Origin of the sequence: Haloarcula mannanilytica (assembly GCF_005406125.1) — an archaeon.
Lineage (GTDB): Archaea > Halobacteriota > Halobacteria > Halobacteriales > Haloarculaceae > Haloarcula > Haloarcula mannanilytica.
This window is the reverse complement of record NZ_BIXZ01000008.1, coordinates 99,349-114,155: the sequence shown is the minus strand read 5'-3', so window position 1 is coordinate 114,155 and position 14,807 is coordinate 99,349. Positions and strand designations below refer to the sequence as shown.

Genomic DNA, 14,807 nt, shown 5'->3' with positions numbered 1-14,807 from the left:
CCGAAACGAATATAGTAGTGTATACTTGACATATACGCATGAGTACGACGATCCGGGTTTCCGAGGATACCAAGGCCCTTCTCGAACGGCTGAAGCGAGAGGGAGAATCGTACGACGAGCTTCTGGCACGGTTGGCTCGTGATGGCGATTCGATGGAATCCGGGGTGTGGAGTTCGGAAAAAGCCGATGCCGCACGCGAACGGCTCAAAGAGTCAAAGGATAGCTTCGGGCGGGATAGATGACGTTTCTGGACACGTCGGTTATTATCGATTATCTCGAAGGCGTCGACTCGGTCGTGACCTTCGTCGACGACCAAGACACTCTTTTCACCGCCTCGATCTGTGTCTACGAGGTTTTAGAGGGAGAAGTATTCGGACCCGGGAAGACGGACGTATTTCAGACCCGGCAGGCCTTTGGGCGCGTTCAAGCACTCGATTTCACGGAATCGATAGCAATTGAGGCAGCGAATCTCCAGGCGGACCTCTTGGACGCAGGAACGCCAGTGTCGCCCAGAGATACGATGATAGCCGCGACTGCGCAGTCGACAGGCGACATACTTGTGACCGTTGACGATGATTTCGAGGCTTTCAGCGATACGATGGACGTTGTTACGCTTTCCTGACGAAAGACTACGCCCCGCCGCCGAATCGCTGTCCGCGCCACGTCAGAATCTCCTCGCGGTCGCGCGTATCGGCCGGCAGTTCATCGAACCACCGGGCCTCGCTGATCTCCTGATCGGGGTCGTCGACGGCGATGTCGGTCGTCTCCGCCCGCGCCTCGTACACCGGCAGGACGCCCCAGGCCATGTTGCCGTCGCAGTAGAACTCGACCCGTCCGAGCATCGCCAGCCCCTCGATGCTCGCCTCGATGCCGCTTTCCTCGCCTAACTCCCGCAGTGCGGCCTCCTGAAAGGACTCGTCGCTGTCGAGTTCGCCGCCGGGGAGAACCCACATGTCGACGCCTTCGTGGCGGACGAGCAGGAGTTCGCCGGAGGGTCTGTAGGCGAGCGTGTGTGCACCGTAGGGCGCGCCGTGGTCCCGTGCGGCCATGGCAACGTCCCGAAACCGGTTTCGCGGGACGTTGCGGTGGCGCGTGAACTCGACGTAGCCGCTGTAGCCCTCCCGGAGCTGGTGATACGTCTGCTCGGCAGTCTGGCACGCGCCGTCGGCGAGAAACCACAGGTCGTCGACGCTCGTCATCTGTCCGAACGCTGTGTCAGCGCCCGTGGTGAGGGCGACGAGTATCCGGGGACCCCTGCCGTGCTGCTCATGGCAAGCAGTTGGCGCGAGGTGCCTATAAGCCTTCGACACGGAATCAGTCCCTTTTTGACGAGCCACCGAGTACCGCCGGGTATGGCATTCGAAGAGGACGACAGCGTTATTCTCCACGACGAGCACAGCGATTACGACGGCCAGGAAGGCACCATCACGCAGGTCGTCGAAACCATGTTCGGCGACGCCAACTACACGGTTTCCTTCGAGGACGGCCAGGAGCAGGGCGTCCCCGAGGACAACCTCGAAGCCGCCGAGGACGAGTAGGGCCTCGATGTCGTCGGTTCCGTTCCACTACGTCGACCTCCGGACCTTCTGCTACGCGACAGAGGACGGCAAGCGTGTCGAGGGAGCGCTCCGGACGTTCCTGCCGGAGGACTACCCCATCGAACGCGCACAGAGCGAGGGGCACTACGGCGACCGCATCGTCGTCCTCTCGGCCCGCGTCGAGAACGCGGACGACATTCGCCACGTGCTCACGCAGGTAGCGTCAGCGCCGGACATCGACGCCGTGCGTGCGGAACTTGACGACCGGGTCGACGACAACTGTTCGTTCTTTCTCACTTTCGACAAACAGACCGCGTTTGGCGGCGATGTCGAACGCGGGGACGGCATCACGCTCCGGGCAAAAGTCGAGGCCTACCCCGCAAAGCGGGAGAAAGCCGTGGCGAACGCTCGCGAACTCCTAGAGGAGTTGTGATGTACGAGGCCGTCTACGCCCACCCCGACGGCGACAGCACCGTCGCCCGGCACGTGCTGACGGCCGCCGACTCGGGCTATGACGGCATCGTCGTCAGGAACCACGGCGACGCACAAGCGGACTACGACGCCGACGAAATCAGCGACGCGTACGACATCGACGTTGCGGCCGGCGTCGAGGTCCGGGCCGAGGACCCCTCGCGGGCGAGCGGCTTCGTCGGGAACTACCGGAGCGACCGGACGGTTGTCGTCGTCCACGGCGGCGACCGCCGCATCAACCGGTTCGCGGTCGAGCAACCGACCGTCGACGTACTCGCTCACCCGATGCGCGAGGACGGCGATTTCAACCACGTGCTGGCGAACGCGGCAGCCGACAACGGCGTCCGCGTCGAGTTTGATTTCGGCCCAGTGCTCCGGGCCTCCGGGGGCAGTCGCGTCCGGGCCATCAAGGAACTCCGGAAGCTCAGGGAACTGGTCGAGGATGCGGGTGCGCCTTTTGTCATCTCAGCGTCGCCGACCAATCACCTGCAAATCCGTGCGCCGCGGGACATCATCGCCGTGGGCGAGACGATCGGTTTCGACGCCGACACCGTGCGCGAGGGGCTGGCAGAGTGGGGTCGGGTCGTGGAGCGCAACCGCGAACGCCAGAGCGACGCCGTCATCGAACCGGGCGTTCGGTTGGAGGACGGCCCAGACGAAGTCGGTGATAACGGGGAGTAGCTACGCTGTCGATCTGTTGACCACAAGGACTGCAAGTAGCCACATCGCACCGCTCATTGTCCTCCGCCCCAATCCCGGCGTATGAAACACCTCCCGAAACATCTCCGGCCCCGATGGCGCTATCTCGCCGTCGGCATCGAGACGTGGCCGACGGCGTCACTCGACCGCCGGGCGTTCCAGCGGGCGGTGTGGTACGCCGCACAGAATCTGCTGGGTGACACCGGTAGCGCCGAGACGGATATGACAGTCCTCCAGTTCCACGACTACGACGGCACGGCTGAGGCAATCGTCCGGACCAGACGCGGCCAAACGGACCCGGCCCGCGCGGCGCTTGCCTGTGTCGACAGCATCGACGACGACGAGGTTCGGGTCCGTGTCCGGGGGATTAGCGGCACCGTGCGCGCCTGTGAAGAAAAGTATATACGCGGGCCGCCGGAACCCACTGAACAGAGACACGTCGTGTTCGAGAACGCAGACCGGGGGGCTACGGTTCGGCCGCCGCGCTACGATGTCGAAACGGCCTCCGACGGCGCGTTCGTCGGCGCGACAGCACTCGATTTCCGATAACTATGCAGGGACAAAACCAACAGCAGGCCTACGACCGCGGGATCACTATCTTCTCCCCGGACGGACGCCTTTACCAGGTCGAATACGCCCGCGAAGCGGTCAAACGCGGCACAGCAAGCATCGGCGTCAGAACGAGTGACGGCGTCGTTCTCGCCGTGGATAAGCGCATCCGGTCGCCGCTGATGGAGCGCTCCTCCGTCGAGAAGATCCACAAGGCCGACGACCACATCGGCATCGCCTCGGCCGGCCACGTCGCCGACGCTCGACAGCTCATCGACTTCGCCCGCCGGCAGGCACAGGTGAACCAGCTGCGCTACGGCGAGCCGGTCGGCGTCGAGACCCTCACCAAGGAAATCACCGACTACATCCAGCAGTACACGCAGGTCGGGGGCGCGCGCCCGTTCGGCGTCGCGCTCATCATCGGCGGCATCGTCAACGGCGAGCCGCGCCTGTTCGAGACCGACCCCTCCGGGACGCCCTACGAGTGGAAGGCCCTCGCCGTCGGGGCCGACCGCGGCGACATCCGGGACTATCTTGAAGAGCACTACGACGAGGGCATGGACCTCGACGAGGGCGTCGACCTCGCGCTGGCCGCTCTCGCCTCGGTCAACGAGGACGGACTCACGCCGGAAGGCATCGGCGTCGCGACGGTCGATGCCGACACGGAGACCTTCGGTCAGCTGACCGACGAGGAGAAGGAAGCCCACCTCGCGGAGGCCGACCTACTTGACACTGGCGAGGAGGAGGTCGACGCGGACGACGAAGACGACGACACCGAAGAGTAACGCTTCCGACGGCCCTCGCGGGCGACTGGACTTTCTCCGTCACGCAGTAAGGCCTTTAACTGGCCCACTGCTACCAACGGGTATGATATCGCTTGACGAGGCGGTGACGGCGCGCCTCGAATCCCACGGTCAGCGGTTCGAGGTACTGGTGGATCCGGACGCTGCGCTAGCGATAAAACGTGATGACTTCGACGGGGACCTCGAAGATGTCATCGCGGCAGAGGACGTGTTCGAAGACGCCTCGCGGGGGGACCGACCGCCCGAGAACATGCTCGAAGAGGTGTTCGACACTACCGATCCGATGGCGATTATCCCCGAAGTCATCAAACGGGGCGAAATCCAGATCACGGCCGACCAGCGCCGCGAGATGCAAGAGCAAAAGCACAAACAGCTCATCCAGCGGATCACGCGCAACGCGGTCAACCCACAGATGGACGACGCGCCACACCCACCGGAGCGCATCGAGTCTGCGCTCGAAGAGACGGACTTCAGGGTCGACCCGATGGAGCCCGTCGAGGCACAGGTCGACGACGCCCTCGATGCGCTCCGGCCGGTCATTCCCATCCGGTTCGACGAGGTCACCGTCGCCGTACAGGTCCCAGCGGACTACGCCGGGAGCGCCCAGGCACAGATCCGGCAGTTCGGCGACCTCGAACGCGAGGAGTGGCAGTCCGACGGGTCGTGGGTCGGCGTCATGACGTTCCCAGCCGGCCTGCAAAACGACTTCTACGACGTGGTGAACGAACACACCAGTGGCGAGGCAGAGACCCAAATAATCAAAGACGAAGACGACATCAGTACGCGCGGCTGACGCCGCGGCGTCGCGTTACCCCTTCTTGAACCCCACCAGGAAGCCGGCGGTGAATCCGGCACTGACGGGTAGTGCCGAGAGCAGCGACATGACCCAGGACGGCGGCTGGGCCGCCGCCGCGTCCCCGGCCGTGCCGGTCGCGTTCTGTGCGGCCCCACCTATCGCGTTCCAGTTCACTTCGAGGATACCACGCGTCTCCAGGAACTTGAACAGCGCCAACTCGATGCCGACGATGACGGCGATGAGTTTGGCGACTTTCTTCGCGGCGAACCCGATGATGCCGCCGATGAGGCCGCCACCACCGAATTCGAGGCCCATCTGCTGGAGGCCCAACCCATCTAGTTGCAGTACGAACTCACCCATACCGCGTACCTGACTGCCTGTTTTTAAATCCTTTGTGCTCCCCTGGAACTCTCTTTTTATACTCAGGTACGAACCAGGGGGAACCGAACCACTGCTAATAGGATTCTCCCGTAGAACTCGGGGAAATATTTTCCACACGATGCCATTTCTTTACTCATAACCAAAGATTTGTATGCGACGGACGAATCCTTCTTATTGTTCAGAGATGGCAGACGAAACACCCAACGACGATATGGACGACGGGGATGCGGGGACGATTACCGGGGATGCGGAGAGGATTACGTCGCGGAACAACCACGAGTGGTGGCCGAACAAGCTGGATTTAGATATTCTCGACGACAACACCAGCGACATCGGTCCCTACGGTGAGGACTTCGATTACGCCGAGGAGTTCCAGAAGCTCGACCTCGAAGAGGTGAAAGCGGACCTCAAAGACCTGATGACGAGTTCACAGGACTGGTGGCCCGCCGACTACGGCCACTACGGGCCGCTGTTCATCCGGATGGCCTGGCACAGCGCCGGGACGTATCGAACCACTGACGGTCGCGGCGGCGCGGCCGGCGGGACACAGCGCTTTGCGCCGCTCAACAGCTGGCCAGACAACGGAAACCTCGACAAGGCGCGCCGGCTACTCGAACCGATCAAACAGAAGTACGGCCGAAAACTCTCGTGGGCTGACCTCATCATACTCGCAGGGAACACCGCTCTCGAATCGATGGGCATGGACACGCTTGGCTGGGCTGGCGGCCGCGAGGACGCATTCAAGCCCGACGAAGCCGTCTACTGGGGGCCCGAAGACGAGTGGGAAGCTCCCCAGGACCAGCGCATCGACGAGGACGACGAACTCAAAGAGCCGATGGGCGCCACCGTGATGGGGCTTATTTACGTCGACCCCGAGGGACCGAACGGCAACCCTGACCCGCTCAAGTCGGCCAAGCGGATCCGGCAGGCGTTCGGCCGCATGGCGATGAGCGACAAGGAGACGGCCGCGCTCATCGCCGGCGGGCACACGTTCGGTAAATCTCACGGTGCCACCGACGACGACATGGGTCCCGAGCCCGAGGCCGCTCCCATCGAGGAGATGGGGCTGGGCTGGCAGGACTCCGGACGCGGTTCGGAGACGACCACGAGCGGTATCGAAGGGGCCTGGAACCAGTGGCCGACGATGTGGGACACCTCCTATCTCGACAACCTGCTCGACTACGAGTGGCAGCTCACGGAGAGTCCCGCCGGCGCGAAGCAGTGGGAACCGGTCGACGAGGAGGCATACGACACCGTCCCGGACGCCCACGACCCGTCCGAGAAGCACGCGCCGATGATGATGACGACGGACGTTGCTCTCAAGCGCGACCCCGAGTTCCGCGAGATCATCGAGGGCTTCCGCGGGAACCCCGCCGAGTTCCTCGACGCCTTCGCGCATGCGTGGTACAAGCTGATCCACCGCGACATGGGGCCGCCCGAGCGGTTCCTCGGCCCGGACGTTCCCGAGGAGACGTTCATCTGGCAGGACCCGCTCCCCGATGCTGACTACGACCTGATCGACGACGAGCAGGCTGAGGACCTCAAAGCGGAGGTTCTCGACTCGGACCTGTCCGTCTCACAGCTTGTCAAGACCGCCTGGGCGTCGGCGTCGACGTACCGCGACAGCGACAAGCGCGGCGGCGCAAACGGCGCTCGCATCCGGCTAGAGCCACAGAATAGCTGGGAAGTGAACGAGCCGGCGGAGCTGGAGACGGTGCTGTCGACCCTGGAAGACATTCAGGATGAGTTCAACAGCTCCCAGCCCGGCGAGACGCGAGTCTCACTTGCCGACCTCATCGTGCTTGGTGGCAACGCGGCCGTCGAGCAGGCAGCGGCCGACGCCGGGTACGACGTGACGGTGCCGTTCGAACCAGGCCGGACGGACGCCACGCAGGAACAGACTGACGTTGATTCCTTCGAGGCACTCAAGCCGGACGTGGACGCCTTCCGGAACTACTACGGGGGCGAGTACAACGCGCCGGTCGAGGAACTTCTCGTGGACAAGGCCGACCTGCTGGACCTGTCAGCCTCCGAGATGACGGTCCTTGTCGGCGGACTGCGCACGCTGGGCGCGACCTACCAGGGGTCGGACCTGGGTGTCTTCACCGACCAGCCGGAGACGCTGACCAACGACTTCTTCGTGAACCTGCTCGACATGGACACGACGTGGGAGCCGGTCTCGGGCGAGCGAAACGTCTACGAGGGCCGCGACCGCGAGACGGGAGAAGTCAAATGGAAGGGGACCCGCGCAGACCTAATCTTCGGCTCGAACTCCCGCCTTCGCACGATTGCGGATGTCTACGGCAGCGAGGACGAGGAAGAGACGTTCGTCCAGGACTTCGTGGACGCCTGGAGCAAGGTCATGAAGCTCGACCGCTACGACCTGGAGTAATCGCGGCTGCGACCCGGTTTTGCGGTTTTTGCGTGCGTATTGAATCAGCTATCGGAGCCACCCCGGGGGTTAAATAATCGGACACCGTAGTTTTCCAACGAGTGACGGCGACACACACCACGGAACGAGCGGTCATCGCGAAACGTGTCGACAGTGGCACCGCCGACACCGAAGAGATTCGGGACCTCGCGCGGGCGGCGGGGTACGAGGTCGTCGACGAGATCACACAGACCAGGACGGAGGACCCGGCGTACCACCTCGGCGAGGGGAAGGTAACGCGATTGAGCAACGCGGTCGCCCGCGAAGGGGTCGCTGTCGTCATCTTCGATAATCAGCTCGGCCCGTACCAGACGTACAACATCGGGAACGAACTCCCCGAGCGGGTGCGCGTCATCGACCGCTTCCGGCTCATCCTCGAAATATTCGGCCAGCGGGCCCAGACGCGGAAGGCCCAGCTCCAGGTCGAACTCGCGGAGCTTCGCTACGAACTCCCGCGGGCCGAGGCCAAAGCGAGCCTGGCCAAACGCGACGAGCGACCGGGGTTCATGGGCCTCGGCGAGTACGACGAGTCCCGCGAAGAGGACATCAAAAAGCAGATCGCCAACATCCGGGACGAACTGGAGTCCATCGAGGAGACCGAGCGCCACCGCCGGGAGCAGCGCCGGGAGTCCGGCTTCGACCTCGTGGCCCTCGCGGGCTACACCAATGCCGGGAAGTCGACGCTCCTGCGACGCCTCGCCGACGACCTCGATGTCGACGAGAACGACGACTTGCATCCCGACCTCGATACGACGGCCGAGAGCGAGGACCGTCTGTTCACGACCCTCGGGACGACCACGCGACGCGCCGAGGTCGGCAAGCGCGAGGTCCTTGTCACCGACACTGTCGGGTTCATCCAGGATCTCCCCCACTGGCTCGTCGAGTCGTTCAAGTCCACGCTCGGGTCGGTGTACCACGCCGACCTCGTCTTGCTCGTCGTCGACATCTCCGAATCAGTCGAGGAGATCCGGGAGAAACTGGTGACGAGCCACGACACGCTGTACGAGCGCAACGAGGCCCCCATCGTCACGGTCCTCAACAAGACCGACATGGTTGACGACGAGGAAATCCGCCGGAAGAAAGACGCCCTCTCCTCGCTGGCCCCGAACCCCGTTGCCGTCAGCGCAAAGCAGGGGCTGAACATCGATGACCTGGCGGACCGCATCGACCACGAACTGCCGGATTACGAGCGTGAGCGCCTCGTGCTCCCGATGACCGACGACACGATGAGTCTGGTCTCATGGATTCACGACCACGCCAGCGTCGACACGGTCGATTACGGCGACCAAGTGGTCATCGAGTTCGAGGCGCGGCCGGCCATCATCGAGCAGTCCCGGTCGAGAGCTGGGGAACTGGTCGGTGCGTCGGCCTGACTGCGGTCACTCCGCCGTTGCTTCTCGCTGCCACAGCACCTGCGGGATGCCGTCCAGCAGGTCCGTTGCGACCAGTCCGTAGCCGCGGTCATCGACGACGCGGTCGCCGACGCTGCCGACGGTGTAGGCGGCGATGGCGGCCGCGTCGATCGGGTCTTGAACGCAGGCGAGTGCGCCCGTCACGCCGGCGAGTACGTCGCCGGTCCCGCCTACCGTCATGCCCGGATTGCCCGTGCGGCTGACGCGGGTCCGCTCGCCGTCGGAAATGATGTCGTAGGGGCCTTTGACCAGGAGCGTCTGGTCGAGGTCCGCCGCGAAGGACTCGACGAGATCTGCGCGGTCCCGCCAGTCGTCGGCGGTCTCACCGCCCATATCTCGGAGTTCGCCTTGGTGGGGCGTGCAGATGAGTTCTGCGTCCGTTTCGATATTCGGCACCACCGACAGCGCGTCGGCATCGACGACCGCTGTCCCCTCGAACTCGGCCAGCAGGTCTCCGACCGCCTCCAGCGTCGCGTCCGCGTCGCCCAGTCCCGGTCCGAGAAGAAGGGTGTCGTGGTCGGCCGCCAGGTCGGCGAGGCGGTCGACGTGTGGCGGTGCGAGGTGGTCACCGTCGAACGGTCGCAGGATAAGGTTCTCGCTGTAGGACTGGATTTCGCGGGCCACAACCGTCGGACAGGCGACCCGGACGAGGTCGGCCCCGCCCCTGAGTGCAGCCTGCGCCGCGAGCGCTGGCGCGCCGGTGTAGGGGCCGCCACCGACGACCAGCACTTCGCCGTTGTCGCCTTTGTGGCTCGCGGGGTCCCGTTCGAGGCGCGTGAGGTCGCCCCGCTCGACGAACAGCTCCGCCGCGTCGGGGATGCCGATGTCGGCCACGGTGACCGGCACGTCGAGGTCCGGCAGGCCGGGCTTCGTGTCGTGGAACGTGACGACGTGGTCGGTGTCGACGGCGTTGTCGGCCAACCGTCCCGTCTCCGCGTCGAGACCGGACGGGACATCGACCGAGAGTACGGTCGCGTCGCTCTCGCTCATCGCCGCAGCGGCCGTCGCTTCCGGTTCCCGGAGGTCACCGGCGATTCCTGTCCCGAGCATCGCGTCGACGACCACGTCGGGCGTTCCGAGTTCGAACGCCGAGGCATCTTTGACTGTTTCCGTAGGGTACTCGGCGTGCTGGAGTGCTTCCCAGTTCTCCCGGGCAATCGTCGTCGAGATGGCGTCAGGGCGGCCCAGCAAGAGCACGTGGAGGTCGTAGTCGTCGAGAAAGCGGGCGGTGACGAGCGCGTCCCCGCCGTTGTTCCCCCGCCCGGCGACGACGGTGACCGCATCGCCCGGGTCCGCGAGGGCACGGACCGCTCGTGCGACGGCGTGACCGGACGACTCCATCAGCTGTTTGCGCGGGACGCCGAGGGCGGCGGCGTTCTCGTCGACGACACCCATTTCGGAGCCAGTGAGCATACTCGCGGCTTCGGTCGCCAGTGAAGTAATGCTACGGGACGGCGGCCTACCAGCGGACCTCGAAGCCGTCGATGCCGTCGGGGTCCTCGTACTCTACTTCGACATCGGTCACGTCTGCACGGTCGCTTCCTTCGTGGCAGAACTCGACCATCGCGTCCACATCGTCTTCGGGGCCTTCGAACACCGCTTCGACGCGGCCGTCGTCGAGGTTCCGGACCCACCCGTCGACGCCCTGGTCCTGTGCGCGCTCCCGCGTGGTCGCTCTGTAGTAGACGCCCTGAACACGACCGGAGACGAACACGTGTGCTCGCGTGCGAGCCATATCCGGGGGTTTGCCGTCGTGCTCTGTTATACTATCGCTCCACCACACCGCGTCAGTTCTCGTCACTACCCGTTCGGAGATAATGGAAGAGGTACGTCTGCGTGTAGCCGGCGTACTCGCCGCCGAGTGCATCTCGGATGGCCCGGGACGTGTCGGTGTAGTTCCCCCGATCACACTCCGGGTAGTACTCCTCGATGGTCGAACGGATCCACGTGTCTAGCGGGACCGCTTCGAGGTAGCCAAGCGAGAACAGCAAGATGCAGTCCGCGACCTTGTCGCCGACGCCGACGAACCGGGTGAGCGACTTCCTGGCGTCCTCGTAGCTGAGGCCCACGGTTTCCTCGGGGTCAGCCTCGCCGGTTGCGACCATTTCCGCAGTGCGCTGGACGTACGGCGCGCGGTAGCCCAGTCCGAGGTCCCGAAGCCGCTCCTCCGTCGTTTCGGCCAGCGCATCGGCCGTCGGATAGGCGTTGTACGTCCGGCCGTCGAATTCGACCGCTTCGCCGAACGCATCCCGGAGCGACTGCTGCATGCTGTGGATCCGCGCGACCCGCATCTGGGCCGAACAGATGAACGAGATGAGGGTCCCGAACGGCGGGTCCTGCACCAGCCGCATCCCCCAGAACGTATCATAGGCCGACTGGACCACGTCATCCTCTGGCGCTGTCTCCCTTATTGCAGGGAGGTCATCATCGAGGCGAAGCAGGCGTCTGAGGTCCCGCTCGGCGTCAACTGTCGACTCCCATTCGAGGTCCCCGTTTCGTTGGCGGACGCGGAGGACCGCTGGCGACCCGTCACGGCGGACCGTCGTCCAGTACCACGCGTCGCTGCCGGTCGCCCCGTCGCGCTGATACATTGTGCCGTCCTCCCGGTTCCAAAGGTAGGACTGTCCGCTCTCGACAGTTGCCTGCAAATCGATACCGCCGGCCAGTGACCCGACATCGATGACGCCCTGTTCCATTGTCTGTTCGGAACGGTCCCGCAGGTAATGGCGTTACGAGTTCCGTTCACACGCTTGGTGGCATCTCTCCACCAGCAGTCTTTATATCTGTTCCATCTGTCACTGATTTTTGCCGTTGTGATGTCTCGCGTCGCTCGCGCCTGTGGTACTCAACGGTGCTTTCCGTCCTTCTATACCACGATATATGGGGTGTGGGGTGATCCCCGATTCAGGGCTAACCTTCATTATATTGGAAAACGAACATGCGTGTATGAATTGCCGAGTTGTCGTCGAGGCCGCAGTCCCAGTGTACGACGTGGCGTCCGCGGACGAGGCAGTTCGCATCGCCATCTCGAAGACGGGGGAGATGCTGAATCCCGATCTCAACTACGTCGAGATCAACATGGGTGATCGCCACTGCCCGCACTGCGGTGAGACGCTCGAACCGGCCTTCCTCGCTGCAGACGAGAGCCTCGTCGCACTGGAACTGGAGATGACTGTGTTCAACGTCGAACGGGACGAACACGCTGCCCGAATCGCCCGCAAGGAGATCGGGCAACGGCTCGAAAACATCCCGCTCGACGTGCTCGAAATCGAGGAGATCCCGGAGGAATCCGACGAGGGCGAGTCGTCCACGGAGACAGCGTCGGCTGAGGACTCGTCGTCGAGCCAATCCGAGGACGAGTCGGACGACGTGTTGCCCGAGTTTGAGGAACTGATCGACGAGTAAGCGGGACCGACGGGGAGCGTCGTGTAGCTTCGTTCCTCTTGAGCGTATGGCGGTTCTGATACGAGCCTGACAGTAGTTATCCAGTCACTAATGGCGTCGCTCTCCGGGGAACACTGCGTAGAAACTACGGACGAGCGTTAGTCCGCGGCGGCAGAAACAGGCTCTTTAGCTTCGTCAGACATTTCAGATGCAATTCCATCAGCAATCGCAAAGACAGCGGCCTTGTGGTCAGTTTTCGACTTGTGAATCGATGTCGGCTTGACGCCCAGTTCCTCGTATTCGTCGTGGTCTACTTCTGTCCCGGATTCGGCTTCGTAGTGGTTCTGTACCTGTGCAAGCAGGCCGTGAAGGTGGATGAGCTCCTGCTTTTTCATAGTCAACCCAAGGTAGCAACTCGAAGGTTATAGTACTACTCTGATGAAGGTTAACACACGACTCTGCCTTTACTCCGTAATAGTTTATGGATATTTCCTGCAACGAAATATATTGTGAACAGTTGTGTCTGAATTTTATTATCCTTATAACAGCGTGTCCACGTGGTCTCTCGACCTGAACCGCGATGATAGACCAGTCTGGTGCGAGACTGCTGCGTTCTTCCACTGCTGATTGGGCGGCTGTCACCCAGGATTATAGGCTGTCTACACCTACTATCGGTATGGACAAATCCTCTCTCCCGTCGGAATCCGACATCGGACGGGTGGCGCTGACCGTCGCTGAGTCGTCCCCGGTCGTTGATTTCTATCGTGATGTCGTGGGGCTGACTGTTCTGGATTCGGGCAGAGACCGGACGGTACTCGGTGTGGGCGACCGGGAGCTTCTGGTACTGATCCATCGGCCGGACGCACCGGCGAGAGGTCCGGCAGGGACCGGGCTGTACCACATCGCCTTCCGCGTTCCGTCGCGATCCGCATTGGGTGATGCACTCCGCCGTATCGAATCGGTGTGGACGCTCTCCGGTGCGTCCGATCACGGCGTTAGCGAGGCGCTGTATCTATCGGACCCGGCCGGAAACGGCGTCGAGATATACCGGGACCGGCCCAAGGAGTCGTGGACTGAGACGCCGTCCGAGCATGTCGAGATGGGGACAGAACCGCTTGATATGCAGTCCGTTTCCGCCGTTGGGACCGGCGAGCAGTCGATGCCCGCCGGGTCCGATATCGGACACGTGCATCTGGAGGTCTCGTCTGTTGCGGCCGCCCGGTCATTCTACGCCGACGCACTCGGATTGCGAGTCAGAGCTACGTACGACGGTGCGGTGTTTCTGGCGGCCGGCGACTACCACCATCATATCGGCGCCAACGTCTGGCAGGGGCGATCTGAGCCCCATCACGGGCAGGGACTGGCTTGGTTCGAGGTTCGGCTGCCCGACCGAACGAGCCTTGATGCGGTACGCGAGCGTCTCCGCCGGTCCGACTACGCCGTCTCTGAAACCGACACCGGCATCGCGGTGCGGGATGGCGACGACATCGAACTCCGACTGCGAACCTGAAATCGGGACGTTTCGGCACACTGATCGATGTGCCAAGTCAAGTATCTCCGCCCGCTACCTGGGGTATGCACACAGCACGGCGGCTTGCTTCAGAGGATGGACGAATGGGAACAGAACCAGATCGGGAAATATTGACAGGACGCAGCCACCAACTGGGAGAAAAACGATGAGCGGCCCACACCAGGACCAACAGCTCGTAACCGCGGGAACTGCGCTGTCAGAGGCCAGCGCGGCCGCGATACTGGTCCACGGCCGAGGTGCGACTGCCCGAAGTATCGTCCAGATGGGGGCGGAGTTCCAGCAGGAGGGGCTGGCACTGCTTGCACCCCAGGCCGCGCGCAACACCTGGTACCCCAACTCCTTCCTCTCGCCGGTCGAGCAGAACGAACCCGGTCGGACATCGGGACTGCAAACCATCGAGGACGCTATCACCGAAGCAGAGCAAGCCGGAATCCCGACCAAGCAAGTCCTCGTCTTGGGCTTCTCACAAGGTGCCTGTCTCGCAAGCGAGTTCGTCGCCCGCAACCCACAACGCTACGGCGGCCTGGTGGCCCTCAGTGGCGGTCTCATCGGCGAAACCATCGACGAAAGTGAGTACGAGGGTGACATCGAGGAGACGCCGGTGTTTCTGGGCTGTAGCGACGTTGATCCGCATATCCCCGAGGAACGCGTTCATGTCACCGCTTCGGTCTTCGAACAACTGAACGGAGACGTAGAGGAACGCATCTACGAGGGAATGGGCCATGGCGTAAACGAGGACGAAATGGAATACGTCTCATCGCTTGTCGCTGACCTCGTCAGCTAGATGGTTCGGCCGCGGTACTTGCCGCGGT

The 14,807-nt window shown here is 63.2% G+C and carries 19 protein-coding genes; 13 read left to right on the top strand and 6 right to left on the bottom strand.

Going from position 1 to position 14,807, the window contains the following annotated elements:
• The first annotated feature begins 38 nt into the window (after positions 1 to 38).
• Together Harman_RS17230 and Harman_RS17225 are read left to right on the top strand one after the other, a co-directional pair.
• Positions 39 to 242: a DUF7557 family protein gene (locus tag Harman_RS17230; RefSeq protein WP_137685015.1), complete on the top strand. Its 204-nt coding sequence runs from the start codon at positions 39 to 41 to the stop codon at positions 240 to 242.
• Complete coding sequence (locus Harman_RS17225; protein WP_137685014.1) at positions 239 to 622, top strand: PIN domain-containing protein; 384 nt, start codon at positions 239 to 241, stop codon at positions 620 to 622. The genes Harman_RS17230 and Harman_RS17225 overlap by 4 nt, the downstream gene beginning before the upstream one ends.
• 7 nt (positions 623 to 629) lie before the next feature.
• Here the strand turns inward: Harman_RS17225 and Harman_RS17220 are convergent, their stop codons facing one another.
• Positions 630 to 1,199 (bottom strand): NUDIX hydrolase, encoded by a 570-nt coding sequence (locus tag Harman_RS17220; RefSeq protein ID WP_137685013.1) that lies wholly within the window; start codon positions 1,197 to 1,199, stop codon positions 630 to 632.
• Between the two features lie 153 nt (positions 1,200 to 1,352).
• On the opposite strand from Harman_RS17220, the gene Harman_RS17215 reads away from it, so the two are divergent.
• The 6 genes from Harman_RS17215 (at position 1,353) to Harman_RS17190 (ending at position 4,853) form a co-directional block, all read left to right on the top strand.
• A complete protein-coding gene (locus Harman_RS17215; protein ID WP_137685012.1) occupies positions 1,353 to 1,538 on the top strand; it encodes a DUF1918 domain-containing protein in 186 nt (61 codons plus the stop codon).
• A gap of 7 nt (positions 1,539 to 1,545) precedes the next feature.
• Positions 1,546 to 1,971, top strand: coding sequence for an RNA-binding protein (locus tag Harman_RS17210; RefSeq protein ID WP_137685011.1), 426 nt, complete (start codon positions 1,546 to 1,548; stop codon positions 1,969 to 1,971).
• Entirely contained in the window at positions 1,971 to 2,690 is a 720-nt protein-coding gene (locus Harman_RS17205; protein ID WP_137685010.1) for an RNase P subunit p30 family protein, read from the top strand. Before Harman_RS17210 ends, Harman_RS17205 begins: the two co-directional genes overlap by 1 nt.
• Before the next feature lie 81 nt (positions 2,691 to 2,771).
• Positions 2,772 to 3,257, top strand: a complete 486-nt coding sequence (locus Harman_RS17200) for an Rpp14/Pop5 family protein (RefSeq protein WP_137685009.1) — start codon at positions 2,772 to 2,774, stop codon at positions 3,255 to 3,257.
• A 2-nt stretch (positions 3,258 to 3,259) separates the two neighbouring features.
• Positions 3,260 to 4,042 (top strand): archaeal proteasome endopeptidase complex subunit alpha, encoded by a 783-nt coding sequence (gene psmA, locus Harman_RS17195; protein WP_137685008.1) that lies wholly within the window; start codon positions 3,260 to 3,262, stop codon positions 4,040 to 4,042.
• Between the two features lie 82 nt (positions 4,043 to 4,124).
• Entirely contained in the window at positions 4,125 to 4,853 is a 729-nt protein-coding gene (locus Harman_RS17190; RefSeq protein WP_004592441.1) for a ribosome assembly factor SBDS, read from the top strand.
• Between the two features lie 15 nt (positions 4,854 to 4,868).
• Here the strand turns inward: Harman_RS17190 and Harman_RS17185 are convergent, their stop codons facing one another.
• Positions 4,869 to 5,216, bottom strand: coding sequence for an FUN14 domain-containing protein (locus Harman_RS17185; RefSeq protein ID WP_137685007.1), 348 nt, complete (start codon positions 5,214 to 5,216; stop codon positions 4,869 to 4,871).
• A 232-nt stretch (positions 5,217 to 5,448) separates the two neighbouring features.
• Between Harman_RS17185 and katG the strand changes: the two genes are divergently transcribed.
• Together katG and hflX are read left to right on the top strand one after the other, a co-directional pair.
• Positions 5,449 to 7,629, top strand: a complete 2,181-nt coding sequence (gene katG / locus Harman_RS17180) for a catalase/peroxidase HPI (RefSeq protein ID WP_137685066.1) — start codon at positions 5,449 to 5,451, stop codon at positions 7,627 to 7,629.
• Positions 7,630 to 7,730: 101 nt separating this feature from the next.
• A complete protein-coding gene (gene hflX / locus Harman_RS17175; RefSeq protein ID WP_137685006.1) occupies positions 7,731 to 9,041 on the top strand; it encodes a GTPase HflX in 1,311 nt (436 codons plus the stop codon).
• 6 nt (positions 9,042 to 9,047) lie between these two features.
• On the opposite strand, the gene Harman_RS17170 is transcribed toward hflX, so the two are convergent.
• The 3 genes from Harman_RS17170 to Harman_RS17160 are packed head-to-tail and all read right to left on the bottom strand — an operon-like array spanning position 9,048 to position 11,776.
• Entirely contained in the window at positions 9,048 to 10,493 is a 1,446-nt protein-coding gene (locus tag Harman_RS17170) for an NAD(P)H-hydrate dehydratase (protein ID WP_137685005.1), read from the bottom strand.
• A gap of 46 nt (positions 10,494 to 10,539) precedes the next feature.
• Entirely contained in the window at positions 10,540 to 10,815 is a 276-nt protein-coding gene (locus Harman_RS17165; protein WP_200830967.1) for an acylphosphatase, read from the bottom strand.
• A gap of 52 nt (positions 10,816 to 10,867) precedes the next feature.
• Positions 10,868 to 11,776: a DNA-3-methyladenine glycosylase family protein gene (locus tag Harman_RS17160; protein ID WP_137685004.1), complete on the bottom strand. Its 909-nt coding sequence runs from the start codon at positions 11,774 to 11,776 to the stop codon at positions 10,868 to 10,870.
• A 250-nt stretch (positions 11,777 to 12,026) separates the two neighbouring features.
• On the opposite strand from Harman_RS17160, the gene Harman_RS17155 reads away from it, so the two are divergent.
• Positions 12,027 to 12,485, top strand: a complete 459-nt coding sequence (locus Harman_RS17155) for a DUF555 domain-containing protein (RefSeq protein WP_137685003.1) — start codon at positions 12,027 to 12,029, stop codon at positions 12,483 to 12,485.
• Positions 12,486 to 12,622: 137 nt separating this feature from the next.
• Here the strand turns inward: Harman_RS17155 and Harman_RS17150 are convergent, their stop codons facing one another.
• On the bottom strand, positions 12,623 to 12,859 hold the full coding sequence (locus Harman_RS17150; RefSeq protein WP_137685002.1) for a UPF0058 family protein: 237 nt from the start codon (positions 12,857 to 12,859) through the stop codon (positions 12,623 to 12,625).
• A gap of 281 nt (positions 12,860 to 13,140) precedes the next feature.
• On the opposite strand from Harman_RS17150, the gene Harman_RS17145 reads away from it, so the two are divergent.
• Together Harman_RS17145 and Harman_RS17140 are read left to right on the top strand one after the other, a co-directional pair.
• Positions 13,141 to 13,974: a VOC family protein gene (locus Harman_RS17145; RefSeq protein WP_137685001.1), complete on the top strand. Its 834-nt coding sequence runs from the start codon at positions 13,141 to 13,143 to the stop codon at positions 13,972 to 13,974.
• 166 nt (positions 13,975 to 14,140) lie between these two features.
• The gene (locus Harman_RS17140; RefSeq protein WP_137685000.1) at positions 14,141 to 14,779 is read left to right on the top strand and encodes an alpha/beta hydrolase; all 639 of its coding nucleotides are present in this window, start codon (positions 14,141 to 14,143) and stop codon (positions 14,777 to 14,779) included.
• Positions 14,780 to 14,807: the final 28 nt, after the last annotated feature.